This window comes from Streptomyces hygroscopicus subsp. hygroscopicus, from assembly GCF_030269125.1.
In the GTDB taxonomy this organism is placed as follows: Bacteria; Actinomycetota; Actinomycetes; order Streptomycetales; family Streptomycetaceae; genus Streptomyces; species Streptomyces hygroscopicus_C.
This window is the reverse complement of record NZ_BSSM01000001.1, coordinates 908823-926506: the sequence shown is the minus strand read 5'-3', so window position 1 is coordinate 926506 and position 17684 is coordinate 908823. Positions and strand designations below refer to the sequence as shown.

13 protein-coding genes and 1 pseudogene are annotated in these 17684 nt (G+C 72.9%); 8 read left to right on the top strand and 6 right to left on the bottom strand.

The features are described 5' to 3' along the window. Nucleotides 1-178: 178 nt before the first annotated feature. Nucleotides 179-868, top strand: a complete 690-nt coding sequence (locus tag QSK45_RS03900) for a GAF and ANTAR domain-containing protein (RefSeq protein WP_285553164.1) — start codon at nt 179-181, stop codon at nt 866-868. Here QSK45_RS03900 and meaB read toward each other — a convergent pair. The 4 genes from meaB to QSK45_RS03880 form a co-directional block, all read right to left on the bottom strand. Then, entirely contained in the window at nt 861-1868 is a 1008-nt protein-coding gene (gene meaB, locus QSK45_RS03895) for a methylmalonyl Co-A mutase-associated GTPase MeaB (protein ID WP_285553162.1), read from the bottom strand. The genes QSK45_RS03900 and meaB overlap by 8 nt on opposite strands. Before the next feature lie 7 nt (nt 1869-1875). Further along, nucleotides 1876-4050: a methylmalonyl-CoA mutase gene (scpA, locus tag QSK45_RS03890; RefSeq protein ID WP_285553160.1), complete on the bottom strand. Its 2175-nt coding sequence runs from the start codon at nt 4048-4050 to the stop codon at nt 1876-1878. Continuing rightward, nucleotides 4050-5849 carry a methylmalonyl-CoA mutase family protein gene (locus tag QSK45_RS03885; RefSeq protein ID WP_285553157.1) on the bottom strand — a complete coding sequence of 600 codons (1800 nt, stop codon included), beginning with the start codon at nt 5847-5849 and terminating at the stop codon, nt 4050-4052. Before QSK45_RS03885 ends, scpA begins: the two co-directional genes overlap by 1 nt. 165 nt (nt 5850-6014) lie before the next feature. Next, nucleotides 6015-7778 carry a hypothetical protein gene (locus tag QSK45_RS03880; protein ID WP_490993500.1) on the bottom strand — a complete coding sequence of 588 codons (1764 nt, stop codon included), beginning with the start codon at nt 7776-7778 and terminating at the stop codon, nt 6015-6017. A gap of 204 nt (nt 7779-7982) precedes the next feature. On the opposite strand from QSK45_RS03880, the gene QSK45_RS03875 reads away from it, so the two are divergent. From QSK45_RS03875 to QSK45_RS03860, 4 genes are all read left to right on the top strand, one after another. After that, a complete protein-coding gene (locus QSK45_RS03875; protein WP_285553155.1) occupies nt 7983-8390 on the top strand; it encodes a cell division protein SepF in 408 nt (135 codons plus the stop codon). 127 nt (nt 8391-8517) lie between these two features. Next, nucleotides 8518-9708: an AAA family ATPase gene (locus tag QSK45_RS03870; protein WP_285553154.1), complete on the top strand. Its 1191-nt coding sequence runs from the start codon at nt 8518-8520 to the stop codon at nt 9706-9708. Then, nucleotides 9705-10043 carry a nucleotide pyrophosphohydrolase gene (locus QSK45_RS03865; protein WP_285553152.1) on the top strand — a complete coding sequence of 113 codons (339 nt, stop codon included), beginning with the start codon at nt 9705-9707 and terminating at the stop codon, nt 10041-10043. The genes QSK45_RS03870 and QSK45_RS03865 overlap by 4 nt, the downstream gene beginning before the upstream one ends. 176 nt (nt 10044-10219) lie before the next feature. Beyond that, nucleotides 10220-10720: a DUF6099 family protein gene (locus QSK45_RS03860; RefSeq protein WP_285553150.1), complete on the top strand. Its 501-nt coding sequence runs from the start codon at nt 10220-10222 to the stop codon at nt 10718-10720. Nucleotides 10721-10851: 131 nt separating this feature from the next. Here the strand turns inward: QSK45_RS03860 and QSK45_RS03855 are convergent, their stop codons facing one another. Beyond that, nucleotides 10852-11775: an LLM class F420-dependent oxidoreductase gene (locus QSK45_RS03855; RefSeq protein ID WP_285553148.1), complete on the bottom strand. Its 924-nt coding sequence runs from the start codon at nt 11773-11775 to the stop codon at nt 10852-10854. A 103-nt stretch (nt 11776-11878) separates the two neighbouring features. Between QSK45_RS03855 and QSK45_RS03850 the strand changes: the two genes are divergently transcribed. Both QSK45_RS03850 and QSK45_RS03845 read left to right on the top strand, forming a co-directional pair. Continuing rightward, nucleotides 11879-13342: a 3' terminal RNA ribose 2'-O-methyltransferase Hen1 gene (locus tag QSK45_RS03850; protein WP_285553146.1), complete on the top strand. Its 1464-nt coding sequence runs from the start codon at nt 11879-11881 to the stop codon at nt 13340-13342. Continuing rightward, nucleotides 13339-15879 carry a polynucleotide kinase-phosphatase gene (locus QSK45_RS03845; RefSeq protein ID WP_285553145.1) on the top strand — a complete coding sequence of 847 codons (2541 nt, stop codon included), beginning with the start codon at nt 13339-13341 and terminating at the stop codon, nt 15877-15879. Before QSK45_RS03850 ends, QSK45_RS03845 begins: the two co-directional genes overlap by 4 nt. A gap of 267 nt (nt 15880-16146) precedes the next feature. Here the strand turns inward: QSK45_RS03845 and QSK45_RS38310 are convergent. Next, nucleotides 16147-16254 (bottom strand): annotated as a pseudogene (locus tag QSK45_RS38310) (SPFH domain-containing protein); the annotation flags it as partial. 201 nt (nt 16255-16455) lie between these two features. On the opposite strand from QSK45_RS38310, the gene QSK45_RS03840 reads away from it, so the two are divergent. Next, nucleotides 16456-17679 (top strand): arginine deiminase, encoded by a 1224-nt coding sequence (locus tag QSK45_RS03840; RefSeq protein WP_285553144.1) that lies wholly within the window; start codon nt 16456-16458, stop codon nt 17677-17679. The last annotated feature ends 5 nt before the right edge of the window (nt 17680-17684 follow it).

The following is a 17684-nucleotide window of genomic DNA, read 5'->3' as shown; positions in this document are numbered from 1 at the left end:
CCCTCAGCCCGGTTCCCGCCCCCTCGCACACCGCCCCGGCCCCACGCGTCCCCGGTCCTCCCCCACGTCTTCGCCCCCCACCCCCGCGCCCTCGTGTGTCCCGGCCAGCCGCCCGCGCGTGGGGATGCGATGGTGGAAACAGGGCAGGTGGTCGGGGGCGGGGACAGGGAGGAGAACGATGGACTGGCGCGTGTTCGCCGAGCGGATGGCCGCGCTCGCACGGGACCTGCTGGCGCAGGAGACGGTGACCGACACCCTGGACCGGATCACCCGGTCCGCCACCGAGCTGGTCCCCGGCTGTGACGCCGCCGGCATCCTCATCCTGCACGCCAAGGGAGTGCGCACCCTCGCCCCGACCGACCAGGTGGTGATCGACAGCGACCGGTTGCAGGAGCGCCTCCAGGAGGGCCCCTGCTACGACGTCGCGCGCCGCGAGAGCGCGGACCGGGTGTTCCGCATCGCCGACTTCCGCGAGGACCACCCGGGCTGGCCGAACTACGTGCGTGCGGCCCGCGAGCTGGGCCTCGGCAGCATGATGGGCTTCCTGCTCTACACCGAGGACGAGGACCTCGGCGCGCTGAACATCTACTCCCGCGGTCCGGGCGCCTTCACCGAGGCCGGCGAGACGGCCGGCTGGCTGCTCGCCTCGCACGCCGCCGTCGCCTTCTCCAGCGCCCGCACCCACGCCCAGCTGGAACAGGCCGTCGCCACCCGGCACGTCATCGGCGAGGCCATGGGCATCCTCATGGGCAGCCACGACCTCACCGAGGACCAGGCCTTCGACGTGCTGCGCCGCTACTCCCAGGACAAGAACGTCAAACTCCGGGAGGTGGCACGACGGATCTGCGAACGCGGCGGACTCAGCTAGCCGAGCACGACCGGCTCGTGCCGCCTTCGAATGCCCGGAGAATCCGCTCCGCCGCCAGCGTGGCCGTCAACGTGCCTTCCCTGACCCGCCGTTCGAGCTCCGGCGCCGCCTCCCGTACCGCCGGGTCCGCGTGCAGGCGGCCGAGGAGTTCGTCGCGGACCATCGCCCACGTCCAGTCGACCTGCTGGTCCCGCCGCTTGGCGGTGAGCCGCCCGGTGGAGTCCAGCAGGGTGCGGTGCTGCTCCAGCCGTTCCCACACCGTGCCGAGTCCCGTGGACTCGCGCGCGCTGCAGTGCAGCACCGGCGGGGTCCAGAACGCGTCCTTGCCGTGCATCAGCCGCAGCGCGCCCGCCAGCTCCCTGGCCGCGGCCCGCGCGTCACGCTCGTGCGGGCCGTCCGCCTTGTTGACGGCGATCACGTCGGCCAGCTCCAGGACGCCCTTCTTGATGCCCTGCAACTGGTCGCCGGTGCGGGCCAGGGTGAGCAGCAGGAAGGAGTCGACCATGTCGGCGACCGCCGTCTCCGACTGTCCGACGCCGACGGTCTCCACGAGGATCACGTCGTAGCCCGCCGCCTCCATCACCACCATCGACTCCCGGGTGGCCTTCGCGACCCCGCCCAGCGTGCCCGCGCTGGGGGAGGGCCGTACGAAGGCCGCCGGGTCGACCGACAGCCGTTCCATCCGCGTCTTGTCGCCGAGAATGGAGCCGCCGGTGCGGGTCGAGGACGGGTCGACGGCGAGGACGGCGACCCGGTGGCCCAGCGAGGTCAGCATGGTGCCGAACGCGTCGATGAACGTCGACTTGCCGACCCCCGGCACACCGCTGATGCCGATCCGCCGGGCCCGGCCGCTGTGCGGCAGCAGCCGGGTCAGCAACTCCTGCGCGAGAGCGCGGTGCTGGGGCCGGGTGGACTCGACGAGCGTGATGGCGCGGGCCACCAGGGCCCGCTTCCCGTCGAGCACACCCTTGACATACGTGTCGAGATCGATCGGGGCCATCGCGCCCCTACAGCTCGTGGCCGAGGTCGGCCGACAGCCGCTGGACCAGGTCGTACGCCGCGTCCGGGATCACCGTCCCGGGCGGGAACACGGCCGTGGCACCCATCTCCAGGAGCGTGGGCACGTCCTGCGGCGGGATCACCCCGCCGACCACGATCATGATGTCCTCGCGGCCCTCCTCCGCCAGCTTCTCGCGCAGCGCCGGGACGAGGGTGAGGTGACCGGCGGCCAGCGAGGACACGCCGACCACGTGCACGTCCGCCTCGACCGCCTGCCGGGCGACCTCGTCCGGCGTCTGGAACAGCGGGCCGACGTCGACGTCGAAGCCGAGGTCGGCGAACGCGGTCGCGATCACCTTCTGGCCGCGGTCGTGGCCGTCCTGGCCCATCTTGGCGACCAGGATGCGCGGCCGGCGCCCCTCGGCCTTCTCGAAGGCGTCCACCAGGGCACGGGTGCGGTCCACGGACGGGGACTCGCCTGCTTCGTTGCGGTACACGCCGGAGATCGTACGGATCTGGCTGGCGTGCCGGCCGTACACCTTCTCCAGGGCGTCGGAGATCTCACCGACGGTCGCCTTGGCGCGGGCCGCGCGCACGGCCAGTTCCAGCAGGTTCTCGGTGCCCTCGGCGGCCCGGGTGAGCGCGTCCAGCGCGTCCCGGCACGCCGGCTCGTCGCGCTCCGCGCGCAGCCGGCGCAGCTTCTCGATCTGCTGGGCGCGCACGGAGGAGTTGTCGACCTTGAGCACGTCGATCTGCTCGTCGCTGTCGACGCGGTACTTGTTGACGCCGATCACCGGCTGGCGCCCGGAGTCGATGCGGGCCTGGATGCGGGCCGCCGCCTCCTCCACGCGCAGCTTGGGGATGCCGGCGTCGATGGCCTGCGCCATGCCGCCCGCCTGCTCCACCTCCTGGATGTGCGCCCAGGCCCGGCGTGCGAGGTCGTACGTCAGCCGCTCGACGTAGGCGCTGCCGCCCCACGGGTCGATGACCCGGGTGGTGCCCGACTCCTGCTGGATGAGCAGCTGGGTGTTGCGGGCGATGCGCGCCGAGAAGTCGGTGGGCAGCGCGAGCGCCTCGTCCAGGGCGTTGGTGTGCAGCGACTGGGTGTGGCCCTGGGTCGCGGCCATCGCCTCGACGCAGGTGCGCGTGACGTTGTTGAACACGTCCTGCGCGGTCAGCGACCAGCCCGAGGTCTGCGAATGCGTGCGCAGCGAAAGGGACTTGGCGTTCTTCGGCTCGAACTGCGAGACCAGCTTGGCCCACAGCAGCCGGGCCGCCCGGAGCTTCGCGACCTCCATGAAGAAGTTCATGCCGATCGCCCAGAAGAACGACAGGCGCGGCGCGAACGCGTCCACGTCCAGGCCGGCTTCGCGCCCCGCGCGGATGTACTCCACACCGTCCGCGAGCGTGTACGCCAGCTCCAGGTCGGCCGTCGCACCCGCTTCCTGGATGTGGTAGCCGGAGATGGAGATGGAGTTGTAGCGCGGCATCCGCTGCGAGGTGTAGGCGAAGATGTCGGAGATGATCCGCATCGACGGCTTCGGCGGATAGATGTAGGTGTTGCGGACCATGAACTCCTTGAGGATGTCGTTCTGGATGGTCCCGGCCAGCTTCTCGGGCGGTACGCCCTGTTCCTCCGCCGCCACGATGTACAGCGCCAGCACCGGCAGCACGGCGCCGTTCATCGTCATCGACACCGTCATCCGGTCGAGGGGGATCCCGTCGAACAGCTGCCGCATGTCGTAGATGGAGTCGATCGCGACGCCCGCCATGCCGACGTCACCGGTCACCCGCGGGTGATCGCTGTCGTAACCGCGGTGCGTGGGCAGGTCGAAGGCGACCGACAGGCCCTTCTGACCCGCCGCCAGGTTGCGCCGGTAGAAGGCGTTGGACTCCTCGGCGGTGGAGAAGCCCGCGTACTGGCGGATGGTCCAGGGCTGGTTGACGTACATCGTCGGGTACGGGCCGCGCAGGTACGGCGCCATGCCCGGGTAGGTGTCCAGGAAGTCCAGGCCCTCCAGGTCACGCCCGGTGTACAGCGGCTTGACCCCGATGCCCTCGGGGGTCTCCCACAGCGGCTCGGCTCCGCCGGTGGCCCGCCTGACGGCCGCCTGCCACTCCTCGGCGCTGCCGCCGGCCACCGGGGTCCCCAGCTCGATGCCGGAGAAGTCGGGGATTCCCATCAGGACACTCCCATGCGGTCAAGAGTCGCGGACAGCACATCGACGGCGTCGCAGCCCGCGAAGACGTACGAGTCGACACCGGCGTACTCGCCCCGGCCCGCCAGGAACACCTGCCGGGCGCCGGCCGCGCGCAGCGACCCGGCCGCCCGCTCGGCCTCTTCGGCGTACCGCGCGTCGCTGGAGCAGAGCACGGCCTCGGTGGCGCCGCTCTCCTCGAAGCTCCCCTCGGTGACCGGCTCGATGCCGCCGGCCTGGAACAGGTTCGCGGCGAAGGACGCCCGCGCGGTGTACTCGGATGCCGAGCCGAGCGTGGCGAGGAAGATCCGCGGGCGGGCGCCGGTCGCCGCGAGATGGGCGTCGGAGCGGGCTCGCAGCTCCTCGAACGCCTCGTCCCGGCGCACCCGGGGCAGCCCGCCGGACGGCGGCTCGGGCGCGGGCTCGCGCTCCACCGGCTTCTCGGCCAGCAGCGGGAACTCGCTGACACCGGTGATGGGTTCGCGCCGCTTGGCGAGCCTCTTGGAGCGCTCCGCCCACGTCGTCGCGAGGTCGGTGCGCAGTCGCCCGGAGCGCAGCACGGCCGCCTGGCCGCCGTCGCGCTCGATGGTCCGGAAGAACTCCCAGGCGGCCTGGGCCAGTTCGTCGGTCAGCCGCTCCACGTACCAGGAGCCGCCCGCCGGGTCGATGACGCGAGCGAGGTACGACTCCTCGATCAGGATCGTGGAGGTGTTGCGGGCGATGCGCCGGGCGAACGCGTCCGGCAGGCCGAGCGCGTGGTCGAACGGCAGCACCGTCACGGAGTCGGCGCCGCCCACCCCGGCGGCGAGCGTCGCCACCGTGGTGCGCAGCATGTTCACCCACGGGTCGCGGCGGGACATCATCACCGGCGAGGTCACCACGTGCTGCACCTGTGCGCCGGGCGCGCCGCTGACCTCCGCGACCCGCGCCCACAGCCGGCGCGCCGCGCGCAGCTTGGCGATGGTCAGGAACTGGTCGGCGGTGGCCGCGTACCGGAACTCCAGCTGTGCGGCGGCCTGTCCGACGGTAAGTCCCGCCTCGGTCAGGGCCCGCAGGTAGGCCACGCCGGTGGCGAGCGAGGCGCCCAGCTCCTGCGCGGCCGAGCCGCCGGCCTCGTGGTACGGCAACGCGTCCACGGTCAGCGCGCGCACGCCCGGGTGGGTCTCGGCGCAGCGCGCGGCCAGGGCGGCGTACGGCGCGAAGTCCTGCGCGGTGCCGGTGCGGGCCTCGTGTCCGAGCGGGTCGCCGCCCAGGTTGCCGCGCGCGGCCCCGGGGTCGACGCCCTTGTCCGCGTACAGGCCCAGCAGCGCCTCGGCCGCCGCCGCGGTGTCCCGGCCGGCGTCCAGTACGACCGGCGCGAGGTCCAGGTAGACGCCCTCCAGGGCCCGGCCGAGGTCGGCGACCGGGATGCCGCCCTCGCCCAGCGCCAGCCACAGCGAGGTGCCGCCGTTCTCCAGGTCGGCGAGGACCGCGCCGTCGGCGAGCGTCGTGTGCCGCTGCCGTACGTCCCAGCCGCCCGTGACCCCGCCCTCGGGGCGCGCGCCCCGCACGTACGGGGCGAAGCCCGGCAGACCGGGGTCGGGCGCGGTGTCGCGCGCGGTGTAGAGGGGACGGGTGCGCAGCCCGTCCTCCAGAGTCGTGGACAGAGCGTCCTCAGCTGCCGCGCCCGAGACTTCCTTGCCCGACTTGCGCAGCACACCTTCGACCAGGCGTTGCCACTGCTCGTGTGTCGCGTCAGGGAACTCGGCGGCCAGTGGGAGCCCGTCGTCAGGCAGGACCGTCATGGCTCGGATGCTAGGCCAGTGTGCTCAAAAGAGTGCAGAGCAATCGCTTGTGAGTTTTCTCCCCTTGCGGCTGTGACCCGCGCCGCTTCCGTGGATGATCACCCTGATACGACGCCGCGGCCCGGCCGCGGTGACGGCCGGGCCGCACGGGGCGGGCGGGGGCGTTCAGCTCGTGCCGCCCAGCTCGGATCGTCCTACGTCGCGGGTGGACAGCGTCTGGGGGCCGCTCGTGAAGGCGCGCAGCCGCAGCCGGGTGCTCCGCTTCCTCGGGAGCGTGAAGTCGCCGGAGGGGGACCGGAGTTCGACGGTCGCCGTGGTGTGCGCGGGGATGGTGGCCGGGCCGTGGGTGAGGAACCAGTAGCGGCTCATGCCCTGGCCCGCGGTCAGCATGTAGTGCGGGGTGAGCGGGGCGTCGCCGGTGTTCGCGACCTGGAGGGTCACTCCGGAGACCGTGCCGGGCCTCGGGGTCCGGACCGACGCGATCTCCATCCGCAGCGGGGGCCTGCCGGTCGCCGCGAGGACCGCGCTGACCAGCGCGGGCGCGAGCAGCACGGCGACGGCCGCGATCCGGGCGGGCCTGCGCCGGGGTCCGGCCAGGAAGCGCGGCCGGGGCTGCCAGGCGTGCGCGAACTCCGGCAGGGGCGCGGTGACCGCCGCCGCCAGCCACAGCGGGGTCATCATCAGGTAGTAGCCGTCCTGCGAGCGCGTCGCCAGGAAGAACGCGCACCACGGCAGCACGGTCGCGGCCGGGCCGAGGCGCCGCACGAACAGCACGAACAGGGCGAGCAGCGCCGCGGCCAGCAGCATGCTCGCGTGGCCGTACCAGTCGAGCCGGTCGCTGCCGTGGGTGAAGTACAGCGAGACGCCGACCAGGCCCTGGCCGTGCAGGATGGCGCCCTGGGTCAGCGGCAGCACGATGCCGCGCAGCCAGGGACCGGGCTCGGTGACGATCAGGTAGGCGTTGACGAGCAGGAAGGCCAGTACGGCGGCGCCGGTGATCCGCAGCACCACGCGTGCCGCCGCGCGCCCGCCCAGCTCGCCGCGGCGCACCGCGTAGATCCCCGCGAGCAGGAACGGTGCGACGAACCAGGGGAGCTGCTGGGCCGCGCAGGCCGCGCCGAGGCACGCGGCGCGGGCGACCCCGGCCGCGCCGAGCCGGCCGCGCGCGCCGAGCCGGGGCCACCGGACCACCACCGGGATCAGCAGGGCGAGGGCGACGATCGCCGGGTAGCCCTGGCGGCCGTAGTTCGGCAGGAGGCCGAAGCCGAGGACGACCATCGTGGCCGCCGACCGCCACTGCGCCGGGACCAGCCGCCACAGCGCGATCGCGCCCGCGACCAGCGCCAGGGTGGCCACCGCCGTCGCCGGGGCGCCGCCGTGGCCCAGCCACAGGAACGGGACGGTGAGCAGCGGCGCGAGCGGGGGATAGCCGTACGTGTAGTCGTACCCGCCGGTCGTCGTCGCGGTCACGGCGACGCCCTTGATGCGGAACAGCCACGGCCAGGGGTGCTCGTACACGTGGTGCCCGTGGACGAGTTCCCTGGCGGCCTGGGTGGTGAGGAGCGCCTCGTCGCCGCCGGCGTGGTTCAGGGCCCACGCGCACAGGGCGAGGGTGACCGCGGTCGCCAGCACCACCAGGTCGAGGCGGGCCAGTGAGCGCGCCCGGCGGACGGTCAGCGCGAGGACGCCGGTCACCAGGATCGCCGCGTAACAGAGGGAGATGACCCCGGCGAGGACGAGCCGGTGCGTGGCCGCCTGCGTCCAGACCGAACGGGTACCGATGAAGAGGCTCACGTCGGCCAGGAGCGTGAGGACGCGGTGCCATTGGGCGGGGGCCCCGGGGGCCTCCGCACGCGGTCCCGGTACGGCGGACACCGCCGACTGCGTCCGCCGGCCGGGCGTCACCTGCTGTGTTTCTGCCAAGTGCACGGGATCGGACGCTAGCGGCGGTGCGTGACCAGTGAGCGACGTGCGGTGAAGAGTCCGGTATGAGCGCGGTAAGAAGCGGGCATATTCGCACATCTGGCCCAGGTCGGGGCGGGGTTGGCGGCAGCGGACCGAACGCTTCCGCGCCGCTGTGTGTCGCTGTTGGGCCGAACGGGTGACTTGGCGTAAGAATTGGCTGGTGCAGGCATGGAAAGCGAGTCAGGTCAGGGGGAGCCGGTGAGCCGTTACGACGTCACCGATGAACAGTGGGAAGGGCTCGCCCAGGTCGTGCCTCTACGGGGCCGCGACGCCTGGCCCTCCGCGGTCAACCACCGCTCCCTCCCGGACGACGAGACCGAGACCCGGCGCCGCTTCGTGGTCCTGCGCGTCAACGTCTTCGCCGACGCCCGGGAGGTCGCCGAGACGGTCATGGCCGGCGCGCCGGTCCTGCTCGACCTCTCCGGCGCGGAGGGCGACGTCGCGAAGCGGGTCCTCGACTTCAGCACGGGCGTCGTCTTCGGGCTGGGCAGCGGGATGCACCGGGTCGACCGGAACGTGTTCCTGCTGACACCGCCCGGCACGGAGGTCAGCGGACTGATGGAGGGTGCGGGGTGAGACGGGGGCGTCCCCGTCGCCCCCTCGGGTGAGGACCGGTCCTCCGCGTTGCCGTGGGTGTCCCCGATCGTAGGAACGTCGGGCGGGGAAACGGTTCGGCCTCCTGGTGAGGCCCTAGCTTTCGGGCATGCCTTTCGCGTCTGCTGAGCCGCCGGTGGTCGACGCACTCGGTGGGAGTGTGCCACCGCGGTCGCGGGGGCCCGTCGACGCGCGGCCGCGGATCACCGAGCTGCGGCTGTCGGCGTTCGCCGGGCACCGGGCGGCGGGGTTTCCGCTGGGCCCGGTCACGCTGTTCGCGGGGCCCAGCGGCGCGGGCAAGACGACGGCGCTCGCGGCCTACGAGGCGTTGGCCCGGCTCGGCGCGGGCGCGCCGCTCCTGGAGGCGTTCCCGGACCCGGTCGCCTGTGTGCCCGAGCGGGCGCGGCCCGACGGCGAGGGCCGGCGGGGGTTCCGCATCGGGTGTACGGCCGACGGCGCGGAGGGTCCGGTGCGGCTCGACGTCGCCGTGCAGGCCGAACCGCAGCTGCGGATCGTGGGCGAACGGCTGACCGCCGACGGCCTCGTACTGCTCCAGACCGCTCTGCGCGACCCGGGGCGCCGTTCCGTGCAGGCCGCCTGGCACACCGCCGGCACCGCGCCGGTGACCCGCGCCCCCCTCCCCGACGACCGCCTCGGCACGGCCCTGCTCCCGCTGCGCGTGGCGGGCAAGACGGACGGGCAGCGCCGGGTGCTGGCCGCGGCCGAGCAGATGGTCGTCGCCCTGCGCTCGGTCTTCGCCTGCGACCCGCGCCCCGACTGCATGCGCACCCCCGTGCCCACCGGCTCCGGGCGGCTGATGACCGGCTGCGACAATCTCGCCGACGTGCTGTGGCGCACCCGCTCCGAGTGCGCCCGCCGGCACGGCCGGCTGGTCGAGGCGCTGCACGAGGGCTGCGCGGGTCCGGTCACCGACCTGGTGGCCGAACCGCTCTTCGACGGCACGGTGTGCGCCCTCCTCGACCGCGGCGACGGCCACCGCACCGAACTGGCCCGTCTCGGTGAGGGCGAACTCCGTTACCTCGCCCTCACGCTGGTCCTGCTGACCGGCCCCGGCGTCCTGGACATGGACCCACCGGGCGAGGTCCCCGACGCCCTGCGCTCCCTCACCGTCCTCGCCGACGGCTTCGACCGCTCCCTCGACCCGCGCCAGCGCCGGGCCCTGCTGCGACTGGCGGCCGGGACGGCCGGGCACGGACACATCCGCTTGGTCGCCGCGGTCAACGACGCCTCCTGGTGCGCCGGGACCGACGGCGTCACAGTGGTACACCTGGACTCGTGACGGAACACCCCGACCTCCCCCGACTCCAGCGCAGACTCGCCGAGTTCGCCGCCGCCCGGAACTGGGGGCCGTACCACACCCCCAAGAACCTCGCCTCCGCCCTCAGCGTGGAGGTCTCCGAACTGGTCGAGATCTTCCAGTGGTTGACCCCGGAGGAGTCGGCCCGGGTGATGTCCGACCCCGGCACCGCGCACCGCGTCCGCGACGAGGTCGCCGACGTCCTCGCCTACCTCCTCCAGTTCTGCGAGGTCCTGGGTATCGACCCGCTGACCGCCCTGTCCGAGAAGATCGACCGCAACGAGCGGCGGTTTCCGGTGCCGGGGGAGGGCAACTAGCGGACCATTCGGTTCCGTTACTACTCTCCGTGTTCTATTTGCCTACCGAATCCCAATTGTTGTCCACAGATTTCGGGCTTCCTCTGGCTTTTCGCACCAACGACCCTCACTCTGGGTAGTGGAACAAGAGAGTCAGTGAACGTACGAGCGAGTGCGTGGAGGGACGGGGGCGACGGATGGACGCGGTACGACTCATCCTCACCGGCAGGCGAGCCCTGGCGGACGGCGCGGACACGCGCGAGTTGATGGCGGAGGTGTGGCAGGCGCAGGCGCTCGCCCAGGCGATCGGCAGCCGGCTCGCGGTCTCCGGGCCGCCGGAGCTGCGCGGCGAGGCGCTCGGGCTGACCGAGCTGGCGGGCCGGGGCTGCGGCGTCCTCGATCCGCCCGAACTGGACCTCGGTGATCTGCGCGCCGCCCAGCTCACCCGGCTGGACGACGCCCGCGAGACCCTGCTCTGCCTCGGCGGGCTGCTCGGCGAGGTCGGCATGGCCCTGGTCGGCATGGCCAGCGCCGCGGTGGACGAGACGACGTACTGGCAGTGCATGGAGGCGATCGACGCGGCCGACGAGTCCCGCGACCGCGTCCGCGAGATGCTGCGCAAGCTGGCGGCGCGGGAGGAGGTGTTGTCGGAGGACGACAACCAGAGAAGCCCCTTCGGGGGCGCGCCCTGCGCGTAGTGCCCGAGTGCGGCGCCGACGACCGGTGCGGGCGCCCCGCGTGCACGACGGACACACAGCCGCCCGAGCACCCGCCGGGCGCCACCGCCGAGGCCGACGGCGCGCCCGGGGCACCGGGGACCGGCCGTCCCTCAGCGCACCTGCGGCATGACCTCCGAGGCGATCAGCTCCAGGTGGTCCAGGTCGTCCAGGTCCAGCATCTGCAGGTACACCCGCTGCGAACCCACCGCGGCATAGCGGCCCAGCTTCTCCACGACCTCCGCCGGGGAGCCCGCGAGGCCGTTGGCCTTCAGCTCGTCCACCTCGCGGCCGATGGCTTCCGCACGCCGCTCGACCTCGGCGTCGTTCTTGCCGACACACGCGACCAGCGCGTTGGAGTACACGAGGTCGTCGCCCCTGCGCCCGCGCTCCTCCGCCGCGGCCCGTACCCGGCCGAACTGGCGCTCGCTGTCCTCGATGGAGGCGAAGGGGATGTTGAACTCGGAGGCGTACTTCGCCGCCAGGGCCGGCGTCCGCTTGGCGCCGTGACCGCCGATGAGGACCGGCACCCTGTCCTGGGCCGGCTTCGGCAGCGCCGGGGAGTCCTCCAACCGGTAGAACGTGCCGTCGTGGCTGAACCGCTCCCCGACCGGCGTCTGCCACAGCCCCGTGACGATGGCCAGCTGCTCCTCCAGCCGCCCGAACTTCTCCTTCGGGAACGGGATGCCGTACGCCTTGTGCTCCTGCTCGTACCATCCCGAGCCGAGGCCCAGCTCCACCCGGCCGCCGGACATCTGATCGACCTGCGCCACCTGGATGGCCAGCACGCCGGGCAGGCGGAAGGTCCCCGCGGTCATCAGGGTGCCGAGCCGGATGCGGCTGGTCTCCCGGGCGATGCCGGCCAGGGTGATCCAGGCGTCGGTGGGGCCGGGCAGGCCGTCCACGTTGCCCATGTGGAGATAGTGGTCGGAGCGGAAGAAAGCGTCGTAGCCAAGTTCCTCGGCGGTGCGCGCGACGCGCAGAAGCGTGTCGTAGGTCGCGCCCTGCTGGGGTTCTGTGAAGACTCGGAGATCCATGCGTCCATCATGCATGCCGTTGCTGACGCAACCGCGCAGCCAGGCGCCGGGATCAGCGAAAACCGGTGGTCAGCGGGGCCCTGGGGCGGCCAGACTCGGACGCGTGTTCCTGACGATCTCCACCAGCGGCGACGCCGCCGAACCGGCCACCGACCTCGGGTACCTGCTGCACAAGCACCCCGGCAAGGTCCAGCGATTCTCCACGTCCTACGGCACCGCGCACGTCTTCTACCCCGAGGCGGACGACGCGCGCTGCACGGCCGCCCTGCTGCTGGAGACCGATCCCGCGGCGCTGATACGGCGAGCCAGGGGCAAGGGCCGCGGCGGCGCCCCCGACGCCGCGCTCGCGCAGTACGTCAACGACCGGCCCTACGCCGCCTCCTCCCTGCTCGCCGTCGCGCTCAGCGGCGTCTTCTCCAGCGCGATCCGCGGCGTGTGCGCCGCCCGCCCCGAACGGGCCGCCGCCCCGCTGCCGCTGCGCGTCGAGGTCCCGGCCCTGCCCGCCCGCGGCGGCACGGCGCTCGTGCGACGGCTGTTCGAGCCGCTGGGCTGGACGGTGGACGCCGAACCGGTGCCGCTGGACACGGAGTTCCCGCGGTGGGGCGACTCGCGGTACGTCCGTCTCGTGCTGGAGTCCGAGACGCTGACCCTCGCCGCCGCGCTGCGCCACCTGTACGTCCTGCTGCCGGTCCTCGACGACGCCAAGCACTACTGGGTCTCCGCCGACGAGGTGGACAAGCTGCTGCGAGCCGGCGAGGGCTGGCTGCCCGGCCACCCGGAGCAGCAGCTGATCACCAGCCGGTACCTCTCCCGCCGCTGGTCGCTGACCCGGCAGGCGCGCGAGGCACTGGAACTGGTGCGGCTCGCCGAGGCCGACGACAGCGAGGTCGAGGAGATCGACAACGCGGTCGGCGAGGAGACCGAGGCGGAGGAGAGGCCGACCCCGCTCGCGGTCCGGCGCCGCGAGGCGATCGTCACCGCGCTGCGCGCCTCCGGTGCCGCCCGGGTGCTCGATCTCGGCTGCGGACAGGGGCAGTTGGTGCAGGAGCTGCTGAAGGACGCGCGGTTCACCGAGATCGTCGGCGTCGACGTGTCCGTACGGGCGCTCACCATCGCCTCCCGGCGGCTCAAGCTCGACCGCATGGGCGAGCGGCAGGCGTCCCGCGTCCGTCTGGTGCAGGGCTCCCTCGCCTACACCGACAAGCGGCTCAAGGGGTACGACGCCGCCGTGCTCAGCGAGGTGATCGAGCACCTCGATCTGCCCCGGCTGCCGGCGCTGGAGTACGCCGTGTTCGGGCACGCCCGCCCCCGCACCGTCGTCGTGACCACCCCGAACGTCGAGTACAACGTCCGCTGGGAGACCCTGCCCGCGGGGCATGTCCGGCACGGCGACCACCGCTTCGAGTGGACCCGCGCGGAGTTCCGCGACTGGGCGGCCACGGTCGCCGAACGCTACGGCTACGGCGTGGAGTTCGCCCCCGTCGGCCCCGACGACCCGGAGGTGGGACCGCCCACCCAGCTGGCCCTGTTCACCCGCACGACCGAGAAGGAGGCGAAGGCGGCATGACCGAAACACGTGAAGGACGGGTCCTCCCCGTCACCGACCTCTCCCTCGTGGTCCTCGTCGGGGCATCCGGGTCCGGCAAGTCCACCTTCGCCCGGCGGCACTTCAAGCCCACCGAGGTGATCTCCTCCGACTTCTGCCGCGGCCTGGTCTCGGACGACGAGAACGACCAGAGCGCCACCCGCGACGCCTTCGACGTCCTGCACTACATCGCCGGCAAGCGGCTCGCCGCGGGGCGCCGCACCGTCGTGGACGCCACCAGCGTGCAGCAGGACAGCCGGCGCCAGCTGATCGAACTGGCGAGGAAGCACGACGTGCTCCCCATCGCCATCGTGCTCGACATGCCCGAGGAGGTGTGCGCCGAGCGCAACGCGGCCCGCACCGACCGCGCCGACATGCCCCGCCGGGTCATCCAGCGGCACATCCGCGAACTGCGCCGCTCCCTGCGGCACCTGGAGCGCGAGGGCTTCCGCAAGGTGCACGTCCTGCGCGGGATCGAGGAGGCCGAGCGCGCCACCGTCGTCACCGAGAAGCGCTTCAACGACCTGACCCACCTCACCGGCCCCTTCGACGTCATCGGCGACATCCACGGCTGTTCCGCCGAACTGGAGGCGCTGCTGGAGAAGTTGGGCTATGACGACGGCGTCCACCCCGAGGGCCGTACCGCCGTCTTCGTCGGCGACCTGGTCGACCGCGGCCCGGACTCCCCGGGGGTGCTGCGCCGCGTGATGGCGATGGTCGAGGCGGGCCACGCGCTGTGCGTGCCGGGCAACCACGAGAACAAGTACGGCCGCTACCTCAAGGGCCGCAAGGTCCAGCACACCCACGGCCTCGCCGAGACCATCGCCCAGATGGAGGGCGAGAGCGAGGAGTTCAGGGCGCGGGTGCGGCGGTTCCTCGACGGGCTGGTCAGCCACTACGTCCTCGACGGCGGCAGGCTGGTCGTCTGCCACGCCGGTCTGCCCGAGAAGTACCACGGCCGCACCTCGGGACGCGTCCGCTCGCACGCCCTGTACGGCGACACCACCGGGGAGACCGACGAGTTCGGACTGCCCGTGCGCTACCCGTGGGCCGAGGACTACCGGGGCCGGGCGGCGGTCGTCTACGGCCACACCCCGGTGCCGGAGGCGAGCTGGCTCAACAACACGATCTGCCTGGACACCGGCGCCGTCTTCGGCGGCAAGCTGACCGCGCTGCGCTGGCCGGAGCGCGAGCTGGTCGACGTACCGGCCGAGCGCGTCTGGTACGAGCCGACGCGCCCGCTGCGCGCCGAGGCGCCCGGCGGGCAGGACGGGCGCCCGCTGGACCTCGCCGACGTGTACGGACGCCGGGCCGTGGAGACCCGGTACGCCGGGATGGTCGCGGTGCGCGAGGAGAACGCGGCGGCGGCCCTGGAGGTCATGAGCCGCTTCGCGATCGACCCGCGCCTGCTGCCGTACCTGCCGCCGACCATGGCACCGACGGCCACCTCCGAGGTGGACGGCTATCTGGAGCACCCGCGTGAGGCGTTCGCGCAGTACGCGGCGGACGGGGTCGCGCGGGTGGTGTGCGAGGAGAAGCACATGGGCTCGCGGGCCGTGGTCCTCGTGTGCCGGGACGCGGCGGCGGCGACGAAGCGGTTCGGCGTGGACGGGCCGAGCGGTGCGCTGTACACCCGCACCGGGCGCCCCTTCTTCGACGACGCGAAGATGACGGAGGAGATCCTCGACCACCTGCGCACGGCCGTGTCCGGCGCCGGTCTGTGGGCCGAACTGGACACCGACTGGCTGCTGCTGGACGCCGAGCTGATGCCGTGGTCGCTGAAGGCGTCGGGTCTGCTGCGCAGCCAGTACGCGGCCGTCGGCGCCGCGGCCGGGGCGCTCTTCCCGGGTGCGCTCGCCGCGCTGGAGGCGGCGGCGGGCCGGGGCGCGGACGTGCACGAGCTGCTCGACCGGCAGCGCGAACGCGCCGCGGACGCGACCGCGTTCACCGCCGCGTACCGGCGCTACTGCTGGACCACGGACGGCCTCTCGGGTGTCCGCCTGGCCCCCTTCCAGGTCCTCGCCGCCGAGGGCCGGGCCCTCGCCGCGCTCCCGCACGACGAGCAACTGGCCCTGCTGGACCGCCTGGTGGAACACGACGGCACCGGCCTCCTGACCACCACCCGCCGTCTGTACGTCGACACGGCCGACCCCGAGTCGGTCGCCGCGGGCATCGACTGGTGGCTGGAGATGACCGGCCGCGGCGGCGAGGGCATGGTCGTCAAACCCCTCTCCGCCCTCGCCCACCGCCCGGACGGCCGCCTGGTCCAGCCCGGCGTCAAGTGCCGGGGCCGCGAGTACCTCCGCATCATCTACGGCCCCGAGTACACCCGCCCCGCCAACCTCACCCGCCTCCGCAAGCGCTTCCTCAACCACAAGCGCTCCCTCGCGCTGCGCGAGTACGCCCTCGGCCTGGAGGCGCTGGACCGCCTCGCGGCCGGCGAGCCGCTGTGGCGGGTCCACGAGGCGGTGTTCGGCGTGCTGGCCCTGGAATCGGAGCCGGTGGACCCACGGCTGTAGGGGGGCGTCCGGCGCAGACATGGGCTCCGCCCTGTTGCACCGGATGTCCCAGTACGTCGGCGACTGCGGCCGGTTCGCCCTGCCCGGACCAGTCGCGCGCGGGGTTCCGGACGACGTCCCGAAGCGGGCGAAGCCGCCGGGTCGGGCCGCCACTCGGCGTCGATCGCGGCCGCGAGCCGTTCGCGCACCGCGCCCACCCCGTCGGTCGGGGCGGCCGACAGCGGCGCCCGCGCCAGCACGTCCAGGGCGTCCGGCGCAGACATGGGCCCAGAAGCCGAGTCCGGGGCCGTCGTGCACCGACTGACCGGAGCGGTGGTGGCGGATGTGCGCCGTCGGCGTGCCCCGCGGATGGCGCCGGCCGAGGCGCCGGGTGATGGTCCCCCTCGCTTCTTTTCGTCATCGAGACGATGAGCGGTCCACCCGGTTCGCGTCAAGAAGATGAGAACTTCCCCCGGGGGGGCGGCAGCCCGAGGGGAGGGGCGCGGAAGCCGACCAGGGAGACGGATGAGGGGACGAGTGCGCACCGAAATGGTCGACAGGAGGATGAACCCGGTCCTCGATGGTCAGGATGGTCACATGGGATTCCATGTCGACTCCGAGGCCGGGCGGCTGCGCCGCGTCATCCTCCACCGGCCCGATCTCGAGCTCAAAAGGCTCACCCCCAGCAACAAGGACGCCCTCCTCTTCGACGACGTCCTCTGGGTGCGCCGGGCCCGCGCCGAGCACGACGGGTTCGCCGACGTGCTGCGCGACCGGGGCGTCGCCGTCCACCTCTTCGGTGATCTGCTGGTCGAGACCCTGGAGCTGCCCGAGGCCCGCGCCCTGGTCCTGGACCGCGTCTTCGACGAGCGCGAGTACGGTCCCCTCGCCACCGTCCATCTGCGCGCCGCGTTCGAGAACCTGCCCGCGCGGGAGCTGGCCGAGGCCCTCGTCGGCGGCATGACCAAGCGGGAGTTCCTGGCGGCGCACGCGGAGCCGACCTCCGTCCGCTTCCATGTGATGGAGCTGGACGACTTCCTCCTCGCCCCGCTGCCCAACCACCTCTTCACCCGGGACACCTCCGCCTGGATCTACGACGGGGTCGCCGTCAACGCCATGCGGCTGCCCGCCCGGCAGCGGGAGACCGTGCACTTCGAGGCGATCTACCGGCACCACCCGCTCTTCCGCGACGAGCGCTTCCACGTCTGGTCCCAGGGACAGGCCGACCATCCCTCCACCATCGAGGGCGGCGACGTCCTGGTGATCGGCAACGGCGCGGTCCTCGTCGGCATGAGCGAGCGCACCACCCCGCAGGCCGTGGAGATGCTGGCGCACAAGCTGTTCGCGGCGGGCTCCGCGCGGACGATCGTCGCGCTCGACATGCCCAAGCGGCGCGCCTTCATGCACCTCGACACGGTGATGACGATGGTCGACGGCGACACCTTCACCCAGTACGCCGGGCTCGGCATGCTGCGCTCGTACACCATCGAACCGGGGGTGGGCGAGAAGGAGCTGAAGGTCACCGACCACCCGCCGGAGCACATGCACCGCGCGATCGCCGCCGCCCTCGGGCTCGGCGAGATCCGTGTGCTGACCGCCACCCAGGACGTGCACGCGGCCGAGCGCGAGCAGTGGGACGACGGCTGCAACGTGCTCGCCGTCGAACCCGGCGTCGTGGTCGCCTACGAACGGAACTCGACCACCAACACCCATCTGCGCAAGCAGGGCGTCGAGGTCATCGAGATCCCGGGCAGTGAGCTGGGGCGGGGCCGGGGCGGCCCGCGGTGCATGAGCTGCCCGGTGGAGCGCGATCCTGTGTGAGAAGG